Source organism: Paraburkholderia sp. BR10936 (assembly GCF_040965735.1).
Classification (GTDB): Bacteria; Pseudomonadota; Gammaproteobacteria; order Burkholderiales; family Burkholderiaceae; genus Paraburkholderia; species Paraburkholderia nodosa_A.
In genome coordinates this window covers 146,019-163,111 of the sequence record NZ_JBFRCM010000004.1, presented here as the reverse complement: position 1 = coordinate 163,111, position 17,093 = coordinate 146,019, and the positions used below count along the sequence as shown (strand labels likewise).

Below are 17,093 nucleotides of genomic sequence, written 5' to 3'. Positions count from 1 at the left end.
CAAAGTGAGCGGGAGCCGAAGCCCCCGCCGATTTACAGGCCAAGCGCCGAGCGCGCCGCCGCCAGAACGTCCGTGCCGTTGATGACGGCAATCATGTTTTCCACGTCGATTTCGTGGATGACCTTGCCGCCGTGCGTCAGCTTGTAATAGTTGAGCGCCATCGTTGAGCGCAGCGACGAAGTTTCGCCGGGGGTCCACGTACCGGGGTCTTGCTCCGTGACCTTGCCGCGCATGTTCACGATAACGGGCGTGACGTTTGCGGCTTGGTCCTCCAGATAGCCGCGCACCGTCAGGCTATTCGTTGACCCTTCCGTGAACCCGAACATAGCCAGCACGTCCGGGTCATAGTCGATCAATTCAAAGTCCGTGGTGAGCGCTTGAAGGCCCAATGTGATCGTTGCTTCACCGAACATTCCGCCGCCTTGGAACTGTTCGGTTTTCTGCGTGAGCTTCGGCAGATTGATGTTTCGAATCTTGCCCGCCAACCCCTTAGCGTCCGCCCACAACGTAAGGTTTTTGAGAATGTCGCGAGTTGCCATTTCGGCGCGCTCCTTATGCGTTGTTTGACGCGGGAATTATCCATACCCGCGTCGCGCCACTTACGAGAAAATCGAAGTGATGTAGTCGTTCACCAGATGCGAACGCATGGTGATGTGTTCAGCCGGGAAAGCCGGGGTAAAGTCAAAGTCAAACGTAACGTGACCGTTGGCAATCTCTTCGTCCGAATTTTGGTCCGGGTCGCACCAGCAGGTTCCGCCAAGGATCGCGCCTTGCGTTTGCTGCGAACGAAGGAACGCATTGACGGATTCGACCACTTCCGTAACGAACGCCTTGTTGATCCCCATATCTGCGAATTGCAGACACGCCGCTTGCAGCGAATCGTTGATGATATCGGCAGTGCGAACCACGCACAGGAATTGCCACTTGGAATCGCTGGACAGCGTGCGATTGCCCCACAGGCGATAACCGTTCTGGCGGATGATCGTCGCAACATTCTTGCTATTGAGAATGTTTGCGCGCGACGAAGGGTCGCCGTTCACGAAGTCGATAGCGCGGAATGTGCCTTGAACGCCGTTCACGACCTTGTTCGACGGGCTCACCCAATAGCCGTTCGTGTTGTCGTTGTAGGCGATCAGGCCCGCCACGATTGCCGACGAATACGACTGTTCCAGCGCGCCGGTAACGTTGCTCGTTTTCAGCACTTGCGGGTCAACCAGATAGACCCGTTGCGAACCGAAGTCGCCCGCTTGCAGGATAACCGCCGCATCGGTCGTGTTCGCGCCGTCCTGAACGATTACCGCGCGCAGACGGTTGGCGATGTCGAGCAGATTGGCCACAACCGCGTTGCCAGCGTCGCCAATGGCGGGCGTGAACGTCGCGGCAGTCGTGGGCGTGCCAGCGGCTTCGGGCAGCGCAAAAACAGGCGCAACCTTGTAGTTCATGCCGTTGTTTGTCACCGCAGCCGCCGTCACCTTGCCGCCCTTGATGGTTGCCGTTGCAGCCGCGCCCGTGCCGGTCGTGTCGCCTTCGCCGTTGGTCACGTCGAGCGTGTAAGTGCCATCCGTGTAGCCGTCGCCCGCTGTGAAGTTGATGACGGTCACGCCGCCAGTCACGCGTTGATGCGTGAAGCCGGGGGCAATCAGGATGCGCGGCGCAAAACCGAGAACCGAACCCGAAGCCAGAAAGCCTTGAATCCCGTTGTAATTGCCCGTGTTCGCGTCCACGCCGCCGAGAACGTTGGCAAGCGTCGCGTCATCGGTTTCGCCCTCTTCGACGCGCACCACGACCACGACCGCGCCAGCCTGCTGAAGGATCGAATCCAGCGCATCCGGCAGCGTGCCGTTTCCGTTGCCCGCCATGTCGAGTTTTGCCGCCGTCGATTTCGAACCCGAGATAAGCACCGGGGTATTCAGCGGGAACGTTGCTTCGTCCGCATCGGGGGCCGTGCCGCAAATGCCGATAATCGACGTTGCCACGACTTGAATGGGGCGCGGGCCATCGTCAATATTGACAACTTCCACGCCATGCAAAAAGGTATCCGCCATTTCCTATCCTAATGGTTGTTTATCAATTCTCCCCCGGCGCATACCGGGGGTTCTATCCGCGCTTTTTCCAGCGCCTATTGATTCAGGATTGCGGCAACGTCCGGGTTCGAATTCAGGAACGCGCGCAGTTTTGCGACCGGGTCCACCGCCTCCGGTTTGGCTGGCGTCACGTTGACTAGCGACCACGCCACGCCATTGAATCGGGGCCATTGACCCGCAGGGAAACTTTCGGGCGGCGCAATTTCCGTTGCGCCAGCCGGGATATGAAAGACGCCCGGTTCAAGCGGGGATTCGTCCGCCGTTGTCGAGCCAATGAGAAGCCCCGCGCGGTCGGTTTGATATACGGTTTTCATGTGGCCTCAATACTTGATGATCGCCAGCAGCGCGACATTGCGCGGGCGGGTTTCCGTGCCGCCAGCCGCGTTGATCGTGATGTTGTGGACGTGCGCGCCGTTGTTCTGGATCGTTGCATTGTGCGCGTGCGTGCCCTGAGTGTCCGTCCCGATAGTGTGGCTATGACCACCAGCGGGGCTTGTCATCCCCCACATATTGTCGTTGTCGTGATCCTTCGAACCCACCTGATTGTTAGCGCCATACGTCCCCCAAGGCGGCGCATATGAACCGCTGTTCTCACCGAACGGGGAAACGTGTTGGTGATCGCCCACGGCGGAAGTCGAACCGCCGTGCGCGTGCGCGCCTTGCTGATCGATCGTCGCAACGTGGTTGTGCGAGCCTTGGCTATCCGTCGATCCGGCGTGGTTGTGAGAAAGGAACGATTCGGACTGCGACGAACCTAGCTTGCGGTTTGTATCCACGCCGCGCGAGTCATCGAACCCACGAAGGAATTCGCCTCGCAAATCCGGCAGGCTAAACGTCGAAACACCATCGCCCACGCCATACGTGGTTCCAATCGCCGCGAATAGCGCCGCATAGGTCGTTCGCGAGACAAGCGCGCCGTTTGCCTTGAGCCAGCCGGTAGGGGCGGCAGACGCCGCCGTGTACGCCACATTACCGGGCGGCGCGTGCGTGTCCGTGTTCGACTTCGAATCGACGCCGAGATTCGACCGAGCCGCCGCAACGTCCAGCAGGTCAGAAAGGTTGTTGTGCTGGATAAGAGGGTCGGGAATGTAGCCAGCAGGATCGTTCTGCACGAAGTAGATTGGCTTTTCCGAATCGGCGGGCGTGACCAGGCTAAGTTTCGCGTGGTCCGAATCATCCGGGGTCCATTCGGACGGCAGCAGTCGGGAGCCGCCGACATACACCGCAAGCCCAATCGTCGTGCATTTTTCCAGCGTGATTTCCGATTGGCCTTCCGCAAGCGTCTGCACTTCGTCAATCGTGTTCACCGTCACGTTCGCCGTTGTCGGGTCCTGCCAAACAACATCGCCGTCCGCATTCGACAGTTTGGCCAGAATCTGACCGCGCGAACCGCCTTTCAACAGATAGGGAAGCGTTATCGTGTTTGCAATCCAGTCCTGCGTTGCCACCGCAGTATTCGCATCGATTTGTAGCGTAATGATTGACGCATTGAACGCGGCGAATTGAAGGCGCAGCACCGTATCCGAGAAAGAGCCTTCCGAGCCATCGCCAATAGGCTTGTAGGAATCCGGGGTGTTCGCGACAAGGAACATTGCGCCTGTGTCGTCAAATACCGCCGCCTCACGCATGACGAATCCGCCCTCACTGGCGGGAATGATTACCTCAACGGTCCACTTCAGTTGGTCGAGCGGGTCCTGATACACGCGATTGGGAGCCGCCCGGTAGACCTCGCGAACGAGCTTCGTTTGCGATTCGTCCGGGGTCGTGGCGTTGCCGCCGCCGTCGCCAACCGCGACCGCGACAAGGTTAATCGGAATCCCCGTTGCCTCCGCCTGTGCCATGCGGCGCAGGCCGTAATTCGTGTGAATGGTGCGATACGTTGCCATCTGATTAGTTTTCCGTAGCGTTAAATTTTGAACCGTTCAAACCGACAGATCAGGATAGGCCGGCCATTCGATCTTGAAGGGGAAAAGCTTCTGTTTTGGCACGTCCCGAAGCGCTTGGCGATACGTTACGAGCGCGCGCAATTCATCCGTGGAAAGATACGAATCGCCAGTCAACGATGCTTCATGCTGGCGAGTGACTAGCCAATCCGTATCCGCCAGCTTGTTATCACGCTGCGTGCGAACGATAGCCGCGTGGTATTCGTCCGGTCGAATCAGATCCGTAACAACGCCTTCCTTGAACTGGACATCAACGCCCTTTCCGTTCAACAGGTCCATTACCTGTGCGTGTACGTCCTCGCCCACTTCCGTTGCCGTATATTGCTTAAGCGCATCCGGAATGGTTTCGCCAGCGGGTAGGAACGTAATTACCTTGCCCGCGTCGTCACAAAAAATGTGATACGAGAGAACCTTAGGAATCCCGGCCGCCAACGCGTCAAGAGAAGCGGGGTCCGTGTTTTCAATGTCGATCATTTAGGTGTTCCCAATAACAATTCCCCAACCGCCAACGTCGTTGTACGTGTGCCAGTTGCATCCCGTATTTGAAATGTTCCAGATGTTGTTTGCTGCGCCCGATCCGCTTGAGCTATTCGACGCGCCAGCAAGCGCCCACACGCCCCCCATGTACCGTGGAAACGTCCAGTAGTTCCCACTGAAACTACCCCAGGCAATCGTGAAGCCATTCCGCCAGCGAATCCAGCCGTTGCCCGATGCGGCCCAACTGTCCATTATCTTGTTTGAGAGATAGTCGCCAGCAAACGGCATATACAAATTGCCGTCAGTACCCATAACCGCGCTGCCAGCGGCGAGAGAGTTATTGCTAGTCACCCGGCCATTAAATCCCACCGTGCCATCGTCATTCATGTATGCAACGACAGCGTTATACGCGTTATTGACAAACTCTAGTCCGGACCCCGCGCTGCCGTCACGCCCACGAATGTACATGCGCGTTCCCTGAGGATTTGTAATTCCCAGTTCGCCGCCGCTGCCGCCCGCAGCGGGGCCGGCATTGAAGTAAACCCGGCCCGCAAAGGTTGAATATCCGTTCGATACGTAGAACGCGTCGCCGCCCTGCCCGACAACCTCAACCTTCCCCGGCGTGCCGCTGTTCGATCCATACATGCGCATGTAGTGATCGCCCGCGCCATCCGTCCAGCACAAGCCAAGGAACCCCGGACCTGAGCGCTGAACAATGTACGCCGACAGATCGCCGTTGCCGCTGGCCGTTGTCGAAAAATTCAGGTTGCCACCGTAAAACAGGCCGTTCGCGTTGTTCGTGACGGTCACGCCAGCAAAGGCCAAATCCTTATTGAATGTCGTCAGGCCGGTCGTGTTGTTGACGTTGATGACCTGATCGACCACCACGCCATTGTTGTAGCGGTTGAGAATCATGGCGTGATCGTCCGCCGATTTCCCTTGCGCCCAATCCCACATTGGAACGCCGTCCGCCTCAAACTTCAGATAGGCGGGCGTGTCGTTCGTGGCGTTAATGTAAATCGTCGCGTCATCGTATGCCGTGCCAAGTTGCTTCGTGTAATCGCTCGACGTGATCGTATCGACCGCTTTCCCAACCTGCAAATCAACATAGGTGATATCGGCTTTCGTAGCCAGCGTGTTCGTGAGATTTGCCGCAAAATCCGCGTCATCGCCAAGCGCCGCAGCCAATTCTTTAAGCGTGTCCAGTGCATCCGGCGCGCCTCCAATCAAATCCTGTATCGCCTTCGCAATGGCCCGCACCGTGTATTCAGTGCTAGCCGCTTGCTCCGTTGCCGTGCCCTCATCAGCAGTCGGAACCTTAGGAATGCCACTGAATTCCGGGGAGTCGATTGGCGCAAGACCTGAAACCTTTTCCGTGAGCGCGTCCACATTTTGCGCAACCGGCGCAACGGTATCCGCAACGAATTCCGTATTGGCGATTTGCTCGCTTACGTCGCCCGAGTCTGCCGTTGGGGCTTTCGGGATTCCGGTAAATGTTGGACTCTCGTTTTTCGCGTAGTCATCGACAAGCGATTCCGCAGCCTTCGCGATTGCTGCAATTGCCGCCGCTGGACTCTCGACAGGACCGCCGCCAAAGTCCACGCTAGTATTTTCGTCAGCCTTAACCCAACGGTCAAAATTAGATTCGTTTGTCTCGAACCGCTGAACGCGGTCATGGAGTGAATCGTTCAAAGAATCTTTCATTTCAGGGAACCCCAATTTTGCTTAGGCATGGTCGAACTAAGCGTTGAATCAAGCGCGTCCAGTCCGGCAATCGTGCTTGCCTCGCCGTATATCGCCGCGTCCGTCATAAGGTCTAGCGCTGGCTCGCCGTCCGAATAGTCCTCGTCGTCACGGTATTTGATCGTTACCTGTTCGCCCTGCGTGCATACGGCCGCCGAGTAAAGTTCCGTGCTAGTGCTGAGACTTGGCCGCACCACCCCTACATGCGAGCGCAGATTTTTGGTTGCCGAGATATAGGACATGACCTTAGCCAGTCCAGCCTCGTCAATGCTCGATTGCGCAACGTCAATAATTACGTCGAACGTGTACGGCTTGCCGGGCGGGCTTTGGTTGAACCACTCCTGAATCGTCACGTCCCAACCGAGAGACGCCAAAGCAGTTTCGACCGCACCAACCGTGCCCTTTACGCGCTGCACATCGAACGCGGTTCGGATTGCGGCGCGCTTCTGCGACTCTTCCCAATTCGAATCCCAAAAATCCACAGAGAGCGCCCATGCAAGCCACGGGAGCAGTTCAACGGGGCAAGCGTCAGCGTTCCACACCTCACGCGCTGGAATGTCCACGCTCGATACACGCGACACCGCCCCTTCAAGCGCGCGTTCGTACAATGTCGCGTTGTACGGCAACAGCGATTCGTCACTTACAGCGTCCGCCATTACTCCGCCTTTCGAATGTTTATGCCAGTGCAATACATCGCTTGCCCGGTAACGCCGGGAATTCCGGCTTGCGGGCTATTCAGCGCGACAGAATCCACGCCCGTTTGATGCAATGCCTTGTAGATACCGGACAGCGCCACGTCATAGCCGATTTTGTGAACGGAATCTGCGTAAGCCTGCGCAGCCGATTCGGCGGCAGCAATTACAACGTCCGCGTCAGGGCCGTCAAACAACGTAAGATCAGCGTCGATTTCATACGTACCAACGGCAGCAGAGAGGACGGATACTTGATCCGTCATCGGGCGGACGGTCTTTGCAGAAAGCGCAGCCGTAACCGCGTCAATCTCTTCGCTGGACGCCGCGCCGTTCCCGTTGCGAGACAGCACATAGACCACGACTTGACCGGGTGAGGGGCTTTCCGCCTGAATGTCGGAAATGGTCCCGATTGCCGAAAGCGCCTGAAAGACATACGAGCCTTCGGACCCCGCCGTTGTGTACGATTCGAGCGAAAGCGGAATGCGCATCCGGTAATCGTCATCCTCTTCCATGACGGCGGGAGTTGGCGGAATGGTAGTTGAATCGGCGGGTTTGATCGTGAGCCGCGCCACGTTGTAGTTCGCGCCAATTTGATCCAAATCCGAACCCTTCGCATACGCGAGCATGACCGCGCGCACAGCTTCGTTCGCGCGCTGGCGAACAAGCATTTCGCGATAGGCCGCGACCTCCAGAATCTTATATGCCGGATCGCTTTCGACAGGGGCCGTATAGGCTATGCCAGCCGCGACAGAGCGCGCCTGTAGGTCCGTCAGCATCTGAGAAACGATGGTTTCAAAGTCCAGCGTTTCGACAGCATCAGGGGCGGCGAGTTGCGACAGATTGACAACAGTAAACGTACCGGCCATTTAGGATACCTTGATACCGGAAAGGGAAACAGGTTGACCCGTGGGAACGTAAATTCCAACAAGATCAAGCGTTATTTGTCCAGGCGTCGCAGATGACGCCTTGACTTGCGAGACTTGGAAGCGCGGTTCCCACTGATTAAGCGCTTGCGCCGTGGCAACGTACAGTTCCATGACTGTTTCGCTATTCATCGGCGCATCAATCAGTTCGAACAGGCGCGAGCCATAGTCACGCCGCATTACGCGTGTGCCTAGCGGCGTCGTAAGAATGTCCGTGATCGACTGGCGCAAATGGTCAATATCGGACAACCATTTGCCAGTGTTTGCGTTGGTTCCGTTCATGCGTGGATGATCGCGCGGGCGGATGAACCGATCTACCCGCGCAATTTCCAACGATCAACCCACACCAACGTCCGTTTCGCCGCCTTGCGGGTCGGGGTGCTTGTGACCCTTCAGCGTGTGACCGTCCGCGCTAATGTCGCCGTTCGTCAGTCGGATAGACCCGGCGAACGTGGATACAGCCCCGTCAGTGCCCTCGCCTTGAACCGCCATGCCGCCAGTAACGCCAAGGTTCTTCGTGACCGTGGCGTTGCCGTCAACCACCAAGTCACCGGTCATGTGCGTTTTCGGCGTGTCGAGTGTGACGCTATCCGCCGCCTTGACCGTCGCCACGTTGCAGTTCACCACCACCGAGCCGGAACCAACGTCAACCGTGAGAACGTGCGCCGCATGGTCATACGCGACCGTCGAACCGTCCGGGTACAAGGTCATTTCCACGTCAGGCGAATTGCTTGGCGCGTCACCCTCACCATAGAATCCAACCAGTGCGAAGCCCGTTCCCGACTTGCCAGCGGGAGCGAACACAACCGCCTCTTCTCCGATTGTCGGGGGGCTCCATTTTCGGGTTTCGCCGCCGCGAACCGCGAACCACTTAACCCAATCCGTTCCGTATCCACCGCAATCACATTTGATTAGCGGCGGGTCGGATTCAAGGTCAATATCCGTGACCACACCCCACGAAACGACTTGAGCGAGCTTGCGCGCCATTTCGGACAGCGCGTTATAGGCTTCACGGCTCATTCGCCTTCCCCCATCCGTCGCAGTTCGTGACCGGCAACGGTTGCGGAATCCAGTCATCAACCGGCGGGCCGCCGTTGATGCTCACGCTCAACCGCGTAAGCGGGATTTTCCCGTTGTTATCCCAAACGGAATTCCCAAGGTAAAGCCCTTGCGTCCACTCCACACGCCACACAACGTATTTGTCCATCTTCGGATCGAAGTCGTCGGGGTAACACCCCACCACTTCCGCCGCGTCGCAGACGTGACCCGGCCAGCGGCGCTTATACAGCCACGCCGCCAGCGCCGCCGAGAACTTGCGGACCTCGCGCTTTACGTTCGCCACCCGGAACCCGAAAATGATTTCAGCTTCGAACCGAGCCATGACCGGCAATTGACCGGTCCCAACGTCGTTGTCCGAAACAGTTTCGAACTCGCATAGGTCGAGAATGACGGCGGGCAGCGGCAAGCCCTCCCGTTCCTCTTCGCGGTAGAACTCCACGGTTTGCAGGTCGGGGAATTGCGCCTTGATATCTGCAACGATTTTGTCTTGCAGCGCGTCAAGGTCGATTGGCGCGTTGATGCTCATTTTTCACCCAAGTTGTATTTCACGCGCGCCGTGATATCGCGCCTGAATTCGTGCCAAAAAATATCCGACACGCGCACGAACGCAACGCGTTCAATGAACTGTTCGCCTTCGTGCTGGACCGGGAATAACTGTTCTTCGACAGCAAGCCGCGCCGACCCCTTCCGCTTGAGAATGGTTTTGCCGCTGGCATAGCTTGACCGCGCGACGAATGCGCCGGGGTATTCGATCTTTCGGAACGTCGCGCCGGTTGCGGTTTGCTTCGGCGTTCCCTTGAACCATGAAATAGGCATGTCATTCAAGCCAAACCAAAGCATGACGCCTTGGAAGCCCTTGCCCGACCCTCCCTTTAGGCGAATCGTTCGCAGCCGCTTACGCAGCGATCTAACGCGGCGCAATGCCAATTCATCGCGTAGGCCGCGCGTGGCTAGAGTTTTCAGGCGTGAGGAAGTGCGGCGGATAGCGCGGCGAAGCGCCAAACTGATTTGCCTTTCGGTAGCGCGTAACTCCCCGGTCACGTCCTCAAAGTCTTTCAGGTCAAAGTTTAGTTCCATGTGTCTGAGCTTTGATGCGTGCCGGGGAGTTACCCTGTTGCTGCGTTTAAACGATCAATCGGGGTCTAGCGAAAGCACTTCGAGGCCATGACCATCAACCTGCGGATAAGTGAGAATCCCGAATGTCCCGAACACGGTAACGCCGTCCGGTTCATACACAACCAGCGTGTCACCGCGCTTTGCGGGCTTGCATGCCCCTTCGCCGGTCGTGAAAATCGGCGCGGTTGTGTCCTGCACGTAGCTTTTCAACGTGGTCTTTACATACGGACCATCGTATAGCCCGACAATTTCCTTGTCGGGCGTTACTCCGTCTGCGAACTGGATGACCCCGCGCACTGCAAATTCGTCCATGCTAAGGAACTCCGAAACGTCATCCCAAGCGGGGTGCATTGCTTATTCCGCCGTTACGCTCACGCCTTCGGCGGAACTATCCCCCGATTCATCGGGCTTCGAAGCGGAATCGCCGGTTGCGGCGCTTGCGTCGCCGGTTGCGGGTCCCGCGCTGGCGTTGTCCGGTTGGTGTTCAGGTTCTGCGGATTGAGCATTTTCCGTGTTCGGTTGTTGGTTTTCGGAATCGCCAGCCGGATCGGCGGCGACAGCGGGAGCGACGGGCGCGGCAACCGGGACCGGTTGCGCGGCGGCATCGGCGGCGGCGTCAACGGCGGCGTCCGCCACTTCGGCGGGAACCTCGCCAGCCAGTTCGGCCATACCCGTATGCAGCAGGTGAAGCGCTTCCGATTCGAGCAATTCCAGCTTCGAACCGACCGCGCGAATTACGCCGCCGTGGACGATTGCCGAAGTCACCTTGACGATGACCTTGACATCCGACCTGATTTCGTCAAGCAATTTCATGTTCTATCCTCTTCGGGCCGGGGTTTGACTACCGGCCCGCCATGACCGCTTACGCGGAAGCCTTGGTTGCGTAGCTGAACGACTGCGTGTGGCGCACGTTCATGTCAACGTCTTGGAACGCGATAAGGCGCGTTCCGCCCGAAGTGCTGAGGGAATACGGGTCAACCATCAGGTCGAGTCCCGACCACATCGCAACGATGAAGTCGTTCCAGTTGCCAAACCACACGTCCGAGCCGTCGATTTGGTTGGTCACGTCCACGGCGTAACCGTTGATCGTGCCGCCCGGTTCCCAAATGCGTTGCGAGCCGTTCACGTCCGGGAATTGCAGCGTGGTTTTTGCCGAGCCGCGAGCCTTCGCGTTGATGACGTAGGACATAGTTCCAACGTCCGCGTCCGCCGCCGCAATCGCGGTTTCCATCGCGACATATTCCTTGTATGCCGCATCCGACGCGGCGAGCGCAACCGCGTTGATACCGTCCTGATTGATAAGGCCGGTCGGCGTGTTGTCCGTGCCAGCGCCGTACAGCACAGCCTTGTCCAGCGCGCGGGCCATGACCGCAATCAGATCGTCGCGCACGAAGTTTTCCGCGTCGATGCTCGATTGCAGCATCAGGCGGCGGGTAATGTCCGTGTACGCGGCCAGCGTTTTCGGCGTGAACGAGATTTGATCCAGACCCGGTTCGCTTTCGGACGGGGCCGCACCTTCGCCAACCCAATACGCTTGCGTTGCGCTGTTCTGGCGCGGAAGATCGACGTTCCCGACCAAGCCGCCCATCGTGCGGACGCGCTTGAGCGCCCAAGTGCGATGACGCAGCAGCGAAATGAACTCGTTCGCCAGCAGGTTCGTTGCGATTGCGTTCGAACCGGGGCCGCTCGCCGGGGTCGTCGACGAAAACGCGCGGTTGAGAACGTCAGCCGGAACGAGAACGCCCTTCGAAGTCTTGCCGTAGGCTTCTTCGGCAGCGCGCGAGCATTCGAATTCGAAAGCCGCGTCTTGCTGATACGCCTTGTTGTGCGGATTCGCCAGCGCGCGGACGGCGCGCAGAATCGAGAACTGGCGCGCTTCCTTGTTCGTCATGCCGATTTCGGCGCCCGGACCCTTCGCTTGCTCCGACAGCGGACGGCCAGCGGCGCGTTGCGTCGCATAGTCCGCCAGCAGTTCGCGGCGGAAGTCGTCCGGGGTCTTGCCTTCCGCGATGAATTGCAGCGCCTTGTCCACTTGGCCGTAATCCCGGCCCATTTGCGTCAGATCGCGCACGCGCTGGCGTTCCGTGTCAGCGCCGCGAGCTTGTGCCGCTTGCGCGTCACGTTGCGCCGCGCCAGCCACTTCGAGAACTTCCAGCACTTCGATAATCGCGCCGTTCTCGTCCACTTTCGCGCGGACGAGATTGCCCGACGCGTCACGCAGTACCTTGGTATTCATGCTTCGATTCCCTTCCTTCGGGGTTGGTTGATGGTCCTGATTTTCTACTTGCGCGGCAACAGGTTCCACCCGCGCAATTTCCGCAGACCGACCAACGCCAACGGTATCGTCGGCGGGCACGGACACGAAACTGATTTCATACGGCATCCACGCGTTCACAAGGAACACGTCCGTATCCTCGCGTTCCTCAACCAGCTTGAGGCCGGTTACGGCGTAGCCAACGCTGATTTTGGTAATGATTTGGTCCGCCACGTCGCGCAATAGCTGTTCGCCAGCGGGGCTTGTGCTGATTCGCACCTTTGCACGGCCAACGCGGTCGGAATCAATGCTGGCGCTTTCGACAACGCCGCGCATGTCGTCCCAATTGTGGTTCCACAGGACAGCCGCCTTGTTTTGAAGGCGGGACATATCGACGTGCGCCGGATCGTGCGAAAGAATCTCGATACCGAACCAGCGCGGATATTCAATCTCCGAACTGAACGCCAGTTCGACCGTGCGCGCCTCAACGTCCACGGCGGAAACGGTCATATCCCGCTGGATAAGGCCGCGTTCCGTGATTTGCGAAAGCGCCCGCGCAACCTTGCTCAACTGCGTTTTGTCGTCACTGCGAATCATTTGGGTTCCTTTGCAACAGATTCGTCCGCCTTGCTTGGCGCGGCTTCGGGAGCCGGGAGAATGCCGAACATGACATCAATAAAGCGTTGCGGGATTCCAGCCGCAACCGCCATTTCATAGCTTTCCGCGATTTCGCCGAATACCGTTTCCGGGTCGCGCCCGCGCTCGCGCATGATTTGAAGAATGGACGTAAGCCCGCCGCGAACTTCCGTGATTTTTGCCGTGGCGTCGTTTTTCGGGTCAATCCAATCCCAACGGCGCGGTTGCCAAATAGCCTTTCGATACTCGCGCAGCTTCGCCGGGGAAAGCGGCTTCCCGTTCTTCGTGTTCACGATCAACCCCGCGAGCAGCGCATACTTGATCCAGTCATCGAACACGGGGCAGCAAAGCGCCTCAATAAGCCATTGCTGCAATTCCTTCCAGTTGTCCCGCTCGTCAACCTTGCCGTCACGGATCGAACTGAAATTGACGCCTTCCAGATCGTTCGCAAGCCCGTTATAGGCCACACCCCAACCGGTAGACGCCGCGCGCAGTTGCGACTTGTTGAACGTCGCGAATTCGCCATTCGGATAAAGCGGCTTGAACTCTTTCAGGTGCGCACCGCGCGGCAATTCATGGAACGAAAGCGGTTCCGCGTTGATGGTTGCCGCAACGTCAACGTCATCGTCATCGTCAATGTCAGGGCCAAATCCATCGTCATATTCGATGAAGCCCATTTGGTTCGCGCCAGCGCGGGCGTTCTGCACCGCCGCATCCTCGAACCCGCCAAGGTTGTGCATGCGGTCAAGGCCCGTGCTAGTCCACGGAATGCCGCGCCGCTGGCTAGCCATTTCGCAAACAAATCCGTGGATAATGTCGGCGGCTTCGACGCGGACATAACCGTTGCCCGCAACGCTGTAATAGAAACCGGCGTCCGATTCATCCAGCGAATCGAAGTGATACGCAACCACGCGGCCAAAGCGCGTGAACTCGATCCCGTTCCGAATGAAATTCCCTTCGGTTCCATAACCCATATCGCCATACCCAACGGGCAAGCGAACCGGATCAATCAGTTGCAGCGCGAAGCCGAACGGGCCAGCGTTATCGCCGCGCACCTTGCGGAAAATGAATTCCCCGTCACGCGCCGCATGCTCGATTGCCAGCGCTTGCATGCGTCGCCATGACAGCTTCCCGGCAACGTCGCAGTTTTCCGGCTTGCACCAATCCAACCATGCCGCTTCGATTGCATCGGACGCCGCCTTGTCGAGCTTGCCCGACGAAAGCAACGGCTTGCTTTGCATCAACACGCCATGTTCGCCAACGATGTTTTGTCGGCAGCGGCGGACGTAGCCGCGAACATACGGATTGTTCGACCACTGTTCGCGCGAGCGCGCGACAAGCGCCGGGAGCCGCAGCGAAATGAATTGCTCAATCGGAATCGGGATTGCCGACCACTTATCGGCGGGGTCCACGAACGAAGCCTTGAACATGCCATGCATGCGGCGCACGAACTTTCGAAATTTCGAGCGCGGGGCCGGGGAATTGTCCCCTTGGGTAAAAATCCGCTTAAAAAAGGGGGTTTTCTGTTTTTTCATTGGAAATTCACGCGGATTGCGCGCCCAAACGTGGTGCGTTTTCCCTGCGCGCGCAGCCGTTCACGCCGCACGCGCTCCGCGTAAAAGGTCCGCAGCTTGAGCAGATCGGACATAGACGTGCGCCACAATTCACGCTCACCGATCCGGTAACGCTCTTGGTCGAGCGTGGCGCGCTTGCCAAGCACCGCCTCAATCGCTTCCAGCGCCTTTTCGTTGTCCGAACGACCGTCATAAGGCGAAGCGATAGCCGCAAAATCCGGCTTGATCGCGACCGAGCCGGAACCGACCTCGAAAACCGATCCGTTCGACGCGGCGCGCAGCGAATACCAGTAGTCGCCAGCGGTCCATTTGGCTGTTTCCGCCGCCGACACAGCCAGATCGTGCGCGATCCCGTCAACGTCCGGGGAAAACGGCAAGTCGAGCGCAACCGGGCCGCGCAGCACGGCAGTAACCGACCACGAAGCGGAAGGGTATTGCGGAAGGGTCAACCGGGCTTGAAAATCAAGCCCGACCGTTCCCGTTGCGGGAAAACTCACCATTAGAATTTAGTCGCCCATGTGCCGCGCTTCCTTGCCTTCCCACCGGCAAACTTGCGCGACGATTTTTCGATTCCCCCATTTTCAGTTTGGGCGGGCTTTCGTTCCACCCGCGCTTTTTCCGGGCGCTTCACGGTATGTTTAAACACCTTCACCTCATCGCTTGCCGGGGGCGCGACCGGCGCGGGGGCGGTCGTTGCTTCCGCCGTCGCTTCCGCGTCCAGTTGCGCGGGCGCTTCGGGTGCGCCGGGTTCGGGCGTCCGCGAAACTTCCCTGTAGGTAACATTAACGGCGTGCTTGGCTTGTTCGCGCATGCGTTGATCCAATCGTTTTAAATTCGGCCTAAGAATCTTTAGCGCAGCATAGGCATAGACAAACGTGTCTAGCGCTTCGTTGCGCGCCTTGTCGAGCTTCGTCCATACGCGATTAGGGAACCCCTTCACGTATCGTGTAACGAGCTTTTCCGCAGTCAGTTGGTCGAAATATTCGTTGTCGCAGTCCTCCGAAAAGTGAATGTAGCCGGGGCCGGGTGATTGCTGATTCAACCGGCGCATAGTGATTAGCTTCGCTTCGTCCACGCCCACAAGGTAAAGGTCAATTTTTCTGGAACCCTTACCGCTTTGCTTCTTCTGGCTCTTTTCAACGATCCCGCGCCCCCAACCGGCAACGCCCTTGACCCCGAAAATGCGCCGCCCGGTCTTACCCGCCAGCCAGTCATAAGCGGTTTGCGTGTATGAATTCGTCCCGCCCGTGTCCATACACGCGCCCATGATCCGCATTTCAACGCCGGTTTCGTGCTGCCACGTTTCCGCCAGAACGTCCTCAAGGTCCGCCCACACGTCAGGCCCGAGCGGATCGCCATAAAGCACGCGGTAATCCACGTGCCAAGCCTCTTCGCCAAGCCCGAACGCCACAACTTGCACTTCCAGCCGGTCAACCTGCGCGTCGATACCCGCGCCGAGCCACACGCCGCCCATTGGCACTTGTGCGCGGTATTGCTCCCGGCGCTGCATCAGCGCGTTCGAATCCGCCTTGTCGCCCTTCTCTTCCCACGTTTCCGCCAGCGACACATTGACGAAGGATTGCAGATCGTTGACCGCCAGCTTGTCCAGATACGATTGAACAATGTCGCGCAGCTTGCGGAACGTCGATAGCAGTTCCGGCGCATGGAATGACGCGTGACCCTTGAACGGCTTTTCCGCCTTCCAGCCGAACCCCTTGGATTCCGCCGAGCGAATGGCCGCAATGCGTTGACCGTCATCCCAAAGCGAACCGCACACCTCGCACGTATAGCGCGCGGAATGCGGGTCATGTTCCTTGCCCTTGTCGTTCTCCGCGTCATGAATCCCGGTCGAGCAGCGCCCCGACCAATGGACGTTCGACCACTTCAAATATTGCCCCTCGCCGCAGCCGGGACAGGGAACGTGATAGCGCCGCTGATCGCCTTCCAGAAACCCGGTTTCGATCCGCGAACTACCCTTGATTGTTGGCGTGCTGGATCGCGTCGAAAGCGCTTGGTCCCCGAACGTTGCGGCGCGCTGCGCGAGCAGTTCGACCGGATCGCCTTCTGGCGTTGCGTCCATGCCGTCCACTTCGTCCGCCTGCGTGATCGGCGCGGATCGACCGCGAAGCGTTTTCGGGGAGCCAGCCCACGAGAACATAAGCCACCCGCCGATATACGAAATGATCCGCGAGTTGTTCACGCCTTCGCGGCTTCGCTTCTTCGCCATGCGCCGGGAGATTTTCGGATTGGCGTCGAGCATTGGCCGCAGCTTCGTTTCTAGAAACGTCTGAACGTCGCCTTGCGTCGGTTGCACGAAGATTTGCGAGCGCGGTTCGTGCGCGATAAAAAACCCGGTCGCGCATTGCTGCACCGTGGTTTTCCCCAACTGCGCGCCGGTCATGTAATCGACTCGATACACGCCCGGTTCTTTGATCGCGTCGAGCATGCCCCGCTGATACGGCGCATTGTCAAAGTTGATCGGGCCGGGAATGGCATTACCGATAGGGATTTTTACGTTGGCTTCCGCCCATTCGGACGGGAGCATTTCAGGCGGCGGAACCAGATTCGTCATGGCCCGCACCATCGAATCCA

General features: G+C 58.4%; 18 protein-coding genes. All 18 read right to left on the bottom strand.

From position 1 onward, the window contains the following. Nucleotides 1-32: 32 nt before the first annotated feature. The 18 genes from AB4Y36_RS10345 to AB4Y36_RS10260 all read right to left on the bottom strand — a co-directional run bounded on the left by AB4Y36_RS10345 (nucleotide 33) and on the right by AB4Y36_RS10260 (nucleotide 17,073). A complete protein-coding gene (locus AB4Y36_RS10345; protein WP_368682924.1) occupies nucleotides 33-539 on the bottom strand; it encodes a phage major tail tube protein in 507 nt (168 codons plus the stop codon). A 60-nt stretch (nucleotides 540-599) separates the two neighbouring features. Next, nucleotides 600-2,045, bottom strand: coding sequence for a phage tail sheath C-terminal domain-containing protein (locus tag AB4Y36_RS10340; protein ID WP_368682923.1), 1,446 nt, complete (start codon nucleotides 2,043-2,045; stop codon nucleotides 600-602). Between the two features lie 74 nt (nucleotides 2,046-2,119). Then, nucleotides 2,120-2,398 carry a phage tail protein gene (locus AB4Y36_RS10335; protein WP_368682922.1) on the bottom strand — a complete coding sequence of 93 codons (279 nt, stop codon included), beginning with the start codon at nucleotides 2,396-2,398 and terminating at the stop codon, nucleotides 2,120-2,122. Nucleotides 2,399-2,404: 6 nt separating this feature from the next. Continuing rightward, nucleotides 2,405-3,970: a phage tail protein gene (locus AB4Y36_RS10330; protein WP_368682921.1), complete on the bottom strand. Its 1,566-nt coding sequence runs from the start codon at nucleotides 3,968-3,970 to the stop codon at nucleotides 2,405-2,407. Between the two features lie 36 nt (nucleotides 3,971-4,006). Beyond that, a complete protein-coding gene (locus tag AB4Y36_RS10325; RefSeq protein WP_368682920.1) occupies nucleotides 4,007-4,501 on the bottom strand; it encodes a tail fiber assembly protein in 495 nt (164 codons plus the stop codon). Beyond that, nucleotides 4,502-6,208, bottom strand: a complete 1,707-nt coding sequence (locus AB4Y36_RS10320; RefSeq protein WP_368682919.1) for a hypothetical protein — start codon at nucleotides 6,206-6,208, stop codon at nucleotides 4,502-4,504. Then, entirely contained in the window at nucleotides 6,205-6,903 is a 699-nt protein-coding gene (locus AB4Y36_RS10315; RefSeq protein ID WP_368682918.1) for a phage tail protein I, read from the bottom strand. Before AB4Y36_RS10315 ends, AB4Y36_RS10320 begins: the two co-directional genes overlap by 4 nt. Further along, nucleotides 6,903-7,805 (bottom strand): baseplate J/gp47 family protein, encoded by a 903-nt coding sequence (locus AB4Y36_RS10310; protein WP_368682917.1) that lies wholly within the window; start codon nucleotides 7,803-7,805, stop codon nucleotides 6,903-6,905. Before AB4Y36_RS10310 ends, AB4Y36_RS10315 begins: the two co-directional genes overlap by 1 nt. Beyond that, on the bottom strand, nucleotides 7,806-8,144 hold the full coding sequence (locus AB4Y36_RS10305) for a GPW/gp25 family protein (protein WP_368682916.1): 339 nt from the start codon (nucleotides 8,142-8,144) through the stop codon (nucleotides 7,806-7,808). A gap of 54 nt (nucleotides 8,145-8,198) precedes the next feature. After that, nucleotides 8,199-8,882 carry a phage baseplate assembly protein V gene (locus AB4Y36_RS10300; RefSeq protein ID WP_368682915.1) on the bottom strand — a complete coding sequence of 228 codons (684 nt, stop codon included), beginning with the start codon at nucleotides 8,880-8,882 and terminating at the stop codon, nucleotides 8,199-8,201. Continuing rightward, the gene (locus tag AB4Y36_RS10295) at nucleotides 8,872-9,447 is read right to left on the bottom strand and encodes a hypothetical protein (protein WP_368682914.1); all 576 of its coding nucleotides are present in this window, start codon (nucleotides 9,445-9,447) and stop codon (nucleotides 8,872-8,874) included. Before AB4Y36_RS10295 ends, AB4Y36_RS10300 begins: the two co-directional genes overlap by 11 nt. After that, nucleotides 9,444-9,998 (bottom strand): hypothetical protein, encoded by a 555-nt coding sequence (locus AB4Y36_RS10290; protein ID WP_368682913.1) that lies wholly within the window; start codon nucleotides 9,996-9,998, stop codon nucleotides 9,444-9,446. Before AB4Y36_RS10290 ends, AB4Y36_RS10295 begins: the two co-directional genes overlap by 4 nt. A gap of 54 nt (nucleotides 9,999-10,052) precedes the next feature. Further along, the gene (locus AB4Y36_RS10285; RefSeq protein WP_368682912.1) at nucleotides 10,053-10,349 is read right to left on the bottom strand and encodes a hypothetical protein; all 297 of its coding nucleotides are present in this window, start codon (nucleotides 10,347-10,349) and stop codon (nucleotides 10,053-10,055) included. 42 nt (nucleotides 10,350-10,391) lie between these two features. Continuing rightward, nucleotides 10,392-10,850, bottom strand: a complete 459-nt coding sequence (locus tag AB4Y36_RS10280; RefSeq protein ID WP_368682911.1) for a hypothetical protein — start codon at nucleotides 10,848-10,850, stop codon at nucleotides 10,392-10,394. 49 nt (nucleotides 10,851-10,899) lie between these two features. Beyond that, entirely contained in the window at nucleotides 10,900-12,888 is a 1,989-nt protein-coding gene (locus tag AB4Y36_RS10275) for a phage major capsid protein (RefSeq protein WP_368682910.1), read from the bottom strand. Beyond that, nucleotides 12,885-14,462: a phage portal protein gene (locus AB4Y36_RS10270; protein ID WP_368682909.1), complete on the bottom strand. Its 1,578-nt coding sequence runs from the start codon at nucleotides 14,460-14,462 to the stop codon at nucleotides 12,885-12,887. Before AB4Y36_RS10270 ends, AB4Y36_RS10275 begins: the two co-directional genes overlap by 4 nt. Further along, nucleotides 14,459-15,001: a hypothetical protein gene (locus AB4Y36_RS10265; protein ID WP_368682908.1), complete on the bottom strand. Its 543-nt coding sequence runs from the start codon at nucleotides 14,999-15,001 to the stop codon at nucleotides 14,459-14,461. Before AB4Y36_RS10265 ends, AB4Y36_RS10270 begins: the two co-directional genes overlap by 4 nt. Then, the gene (locus AB4Y36_RS10260) at nucleotides 15,001-17,073 is read right to left on the bottom strand and encodes a phage terminase large subunit family protein (RefSeq protein ID WP_368682907.1); all 2,073 of its coding nucleotides are present in this window, start codon (nucleotides 17,071-17,073) and stop codon (nucleotides 15,001-15,003) included. The genes AB4Y36_RS10265 and AB4Y36_RS10260 overlap by 1 nt, the downstream gene beginning before the upstream one ends. Nucleotides 17,074-17,093: the final 20 nt, after the last annotated feature.